This is a genomic window from Egibacteraceae bacterium, assembly GCA_040905805.1.
GTDB lineage: Bacteria > Actinomycetota > Nitriliruptoria > Euzebyales > Egibacteraceae > DATLGH01.
The window spans coordinates 650-4,974 of record JBBDQS010000115.1 but is presented as its reverse complement, the minus strand read 5'-3'; the positions used below and the strand labels follow the sequence as shown (position 1 = coordinate 4,974).

General features: G+C 76.4%; 4 protein-coding genes. 3 read left to right on the top strand and 1 reads right to left on the bottom strand.

Going from position 1 to position 4,325, the window contains the following annotated elements; translation table 11 throughout:
• Window positions 1-749, top strand: a 749-nt coding sequence (locus WD250_13275; GenBank protein ID MEX2621178.1) for a hypothetical protein, incomplete at its 5' end; no start/stop codon positions are given.
• A 10-nt stretch (window positions 750-759) separates the two neighbouring features.
• Here the strand turns inward: WD250_13275 and WD250_13270 are convergent.
• Window positions 760-1,173, bottom strand: coding sequence for a hypothetical protein (locus tag WD250_13270; GenBank protein ID MEX2621177.1), 414 nt, complete (start codon window positions 1,171-1,173; stop codon window positions 760-762).
• Between the two features lie 289 nt (window positions 1,174-1,462).
• Between WD250_13270 and WD250_13265 the strand changes: the two genes are divergently transcribed.
• Window positions 1,463-2,107, top strand: coding sequence for a hypothetical protein (locus tag WD250_13265; GenBank protein ID MEX2621176.1), 645 nt, complete (start codon window positions 1,463-1,465; stop codon window positions 2,105-2,107).
• 174 nt (window positions 2,108-2,281) lie between these two features.
• Window positions 2,282-4,285: a cation:proton antiporter gene (locus WD250_13260; protein ID MEX2621175.1), complete on the top strand. Its 2,004-nt coding sequence runs from the start codon at window positions 2,282-2,284 to the stop codon at window positions 4,283-4,285.
• The last annotated feature ends 40 nt before the right edge of the window (window positions 4,286-4,325 follow it).

Sequence of the window (4,325 nt, the reverse complement as noted above, 5' to 3'; positions counted from 1 at the left end):
GCCTGCGCATGGCGATCGTCACGGAGCGGGCGGCCTCCTGGGTCTGCCACCTCGGTCAGGAGCACTCCGAGCTGCTCGTCCCCGTCGTCAACCAGCTGCTCGCCCCCGTGGCGCCCCCGGCTGACCCGGCCGGCGACCTGGGCCCGCTGCAGTGGGTGCTCGACCACGCCGCCGAGGGCATCCCGCTGACGCAGAACCACACCCTCGGCCGGGCGTGCGTCGTCGAGACGACCGACCGGTTCGGCTGGCGCCTGCTCGACTCGGCGCCCCGCAGCGAGTACGACTCACCCCACGTGCACACGACCCATGCGCTGGCCCGAGCGGTCGGCGCCGTGCGCCGGCGGGGCCGGACGCTGCTGCTGACCACCACGGGCAAGGCGCTGCGGGCCGACCCGGTGCGCCTGTGGCGGGCGGCCATGCAGTCGCTGTGCCGTGGCGACGACTTCTCCGCGGCGGTGGGTGAGCTGGCGCTCGCCGTCCTGCTGCACGCGGGGCACGCCACGCACACGCAGGTGGCCGAGGCGGTCGCGGTGGGCGTCGGTGACCGCTGGCGCGACGCGAACGGGCGGGCGCCCGGGCTGGCGGCCGTCCGCCACCACCTGTGGGACACCCTGCGGCCCGCGCTGCTGGTCGGCGCGCTCGCCGAGACCGGCCGGTGGCCCGACGAGCGCCTCCTCGTCGTCCCCGACGACGCCGGTGTGCGCGAGGCGCTGCGCTCCCGGGCCGTGGGTCCGCTGCACCACCCCTGAGCGCGGAGGGTCACCGTCGCCGGCTGGCGCTGCCCCGTGACCGCGACGAGGACCTGCGGGACCGCGACGCCGACCCCCGCGACCGGCTCGGGCGCGACCCGGAGCCGGGGCGGGGCCCCCGGCGGTGACGACCGCGCAGGGCGCTCCCGGCCAGGCCCCCGAGCACGCCACCGACCAGGACCACGATGCCGCCGATGACCAGCGTCTGGATGCTGACCCCCGACAGCGGACCCGGCAGGTCGGTCGTGTCCAGCCCGCCCCCGCCGACCGTGGCGAGCTCGCGACCGAACGTCTCCACGCCGGCGGGCAGGTCCCCGCCCGGACCCAGCTGCGCAGCTGCCGCGTCCAGCGCCGCGTCGACCTGCCGGTCGCTGTGGTCGGCGCTGCTCGCGGCCACCTCGCCCGGGGTCAGGACCCAGACCACGCCGCCCGCCTGGTCGACCAGCCGCTCGGCTTCTGCCTCGGCCCCGCCGGATACGTCCTCGGCGAAGACGGGCCGCTCCCTGCCGCTCCGACCCCGCGTCCGGCCGTGGCCGCCCGGAGACCCTACCGCGCGCGGGGCACCGGCCCTTGCCGCCCATTCCGTGACGCGCGGGCAGGGGGTCGCGCCGCCAGGCCCCTTGCGTGGACTATGCCTCGACCGGCCACAGCCGTTAGGCTGTAGCGGTCGCCGGGGGCGGCTGACCCAGACTTTCGGTGGACGAGGAGTGCACGTGCCGGGACGAGCGCAAGGCGTCGGAGCAACGCAGCGCGGTGAGGGCGCCTGGCGCCGCCTGCTCGTGGCCGTGCTCGCCGCCGCCTGCGCGTTCGGTGTGGTGCTGCCCGAGGCCCGCGCACAGGAGGAGGAACGGCCCGGCCTCGGCGATCTGCTCGCCCCGCTCGCCCCGGACGACGACGACGGGCCCGACGCGCCACCGGCCACGACCCCACCGTCGGCGCCCGCCACGCCGGGTGAGCCGGGCGAGGAAGCGCCGCCCCCCGAGGGGGCACCGCCGTCCGAGGCCGCGCCGGCGCCGCCCGACGTCCAGGGGGCGCAGGCCGCCCCCCGCCGGCCCAGGTCGGGGTCGGCCTCCGGTCCGGGACTGCAGTCGGGCGGCCCGCCTCCCGCGGGGGCCGGCGACGCCATGCCGCTCGAGGTCGCCCCGCCGTCGGTCGCGCCTCCTGAGGCCACCGTGCCGCAGGCGGCCCCGCCCGCCGGGGACGGCACCGGTCAGGACCTGGCGGCCCGACCGACCGCATCGGGCGCGTTTTCGACCGAGCCGGCCATCCCCGACCTGACCGTGCTCGCCCTGCTCGCGCTCGGCCTGATGTGGTTCGACCGCCGCTACCGCGCACGGTACCGCCTGCCCCCGCAGTAGCGGAGGCCCGCTGCCGCCCACCGTGGCGCGAAGCCCCTGCTGGGATAGGGCGCTTGCGCGGGTCGACCCGCGCGCCGCACACTGGTGCGGGCGTTGCTGGATCCGGGCACGGCGCACGGGACCGGAGGCGGGCGGGGCCGACAGGCGGGCGGATATGCGGTCGTGGGGACAGCGGTGATTCCGAACCTCCCCGCGCTGCCCCTGACCGAGGCGGACTGGTTGTTCGCCGTGCTCATGAGCCTGGTGCTGGTCGTGCCCCTGCTGGCCGAGCGGGTGCACGTGCCCGCCATCGTCGGGCTCGTGCTCGCCGGGGCGCTGGTCGGTCCGGGCGGCCTGGGGCTGGTCGCCCGGGAGGGCGCGGTCGGCACCCTCGGCACGATCGGGCTGCTGTACCTGATGTTCCTCGCCGGCGTCGAGCTGGACCTCGAGGAGTTCGCCGCGCGGCGTCGGGACTCGGCGATCTTCGGGGTCCTGACCTTCGCGTTCCCGATGGCGCTGGGCTTCGGGTCGTCCCTGCTGCTGGGGTTCGGCACTCTGGCCTCGGTGCTGCTCGCGTCGTGCTGGGCGTCGCACACGCTGCTGTCCTACCCGGTGTTCCGCCGGTACGGCACGATCGCGAACCGCTCGGTGTCCACCTCGGTGGGCGGCACGATCATCACCGACACGGCGGCGCTGCTGGTCCTCGTCGTGGTCGCCAGCGCCTTCCAGGGGGAGCTCTCGGCCGTCTTCTGGCTGTCGCTGGCCGCAGGGATCGCCGCCGTCGGGGTCGTGACCCTGTGGGTGCTGCCCCGCATCGGCCGGTGGTTCTTCGCCCGGTTCGCCCATGAGGGCGGGATCCGCTTCGTGTTCGTCCTGGCGGCGTTGTTCGCGGCCTCGGCGCTGGCCCACCTCGGCGGCCTCGAGCCCATTATCGGGGCCTTCCTGACGGGCCTCGGGCTGAACCGTCTGGTGCCCAACGGCAGCAGGCTGATGGAGCGCATCGAGTTCGTCGGGTCCAACCTGCTCATCCCCCTGTTCCTGCTCTCCGTCGGCCTGCTCATCGACGTCCGCCTGCTCACGGATCCGCGCACCCTGCTGTTGGCGGTCGTGTTCGCCAGCGTGGCGATCGTGGCCAAGGCCGCGGCGGCGGAGGTGTCGGGCAGGGTGTTCGGCTACACCCGCGCGGAGGTCGGCGCGATGGTGTCCCTGTCGATGGCGCAGGCCGCCGCCACCTTGGCGGCGGTCGTCGTGGGTCTGCGCATCGGCCTGCTGGACACCGACGTGGTCAACGCGGTGGTGGTGGTGATCCTGGCCACCTGCCTGCTGAGCTCCTCGATCGCGGGTCGCATCGCGCCACGGCTGGTCCCCCCTGCGCCGCGCCGCGCGCTCGGCACCGTGGTCGTCCTGCCGGTGGTGCGCCCGGAGTCCGCCGTCGGGCTCGCGCGGCTCGGCGCGGCCATCGCGCAGGCGGACGCGGGGGTGGTGGTCCCCGTCACGGTCGCCGTCGGGGATCACGGCATCGCCGCGCTGGACGAGCTGCGCACCGTCAACGCCCGGGTCGAGCAGATGGCCCGCGAGCACGGTGTGGAGACCAGGGGCGTGGTGCGTCTGGACGCCAGCCCGGCCGCGGGGGTGTTGCACAGCGTCATCGAACAGCAGGCCTCCGTCCTGCTGATGGGCTGGCACGGGCCCGACCACGCCGCCATGTTCACCACGGTCACCGCGCCCATCCTGGCCGAGTCGCCCGCCCCCGTGCTGCTCGCACGCCTGGAGGCGGCGTCGCCGGCGCGCGTGGTCGTGGTCGTGCCCCACGCCGACACGACCGTCGGCGGGCAGGCGAACCTGCGGCTCGCGCTCGACGTCGGCCGCCGGCTGGGGCTGCTGCACCGCTGCGCGGTGGTGGCCCTGGCCTGCGTGGCCACCCCGGCCGTGCTCGCCACCGTCGACCAGACCCTCGGCGAGCCCGCCGAGGTCGACGCCCGCGCCGCGGCCACCGTCGTCCGCGAGCGCACCGCGAGCGACGACCTCGTCGTCTTCCCGGTGCGCGGCGGCGACACCCACCTGCGCGGCGTCGACCGGCTCTACCGCGCCACCCCCGCCAGCCAGGCCGTGGCGGCGATCGGTGGCGCGCCCCCGCCCCGGCCGCCGAAGAGCGGCCGCCGCCACCACGCCGAGGTGCCGCTGGCGCCGCGCACCTGAACCCCGCGGCATCGCCATGGCGGTCGCTGCGCGACCGCCA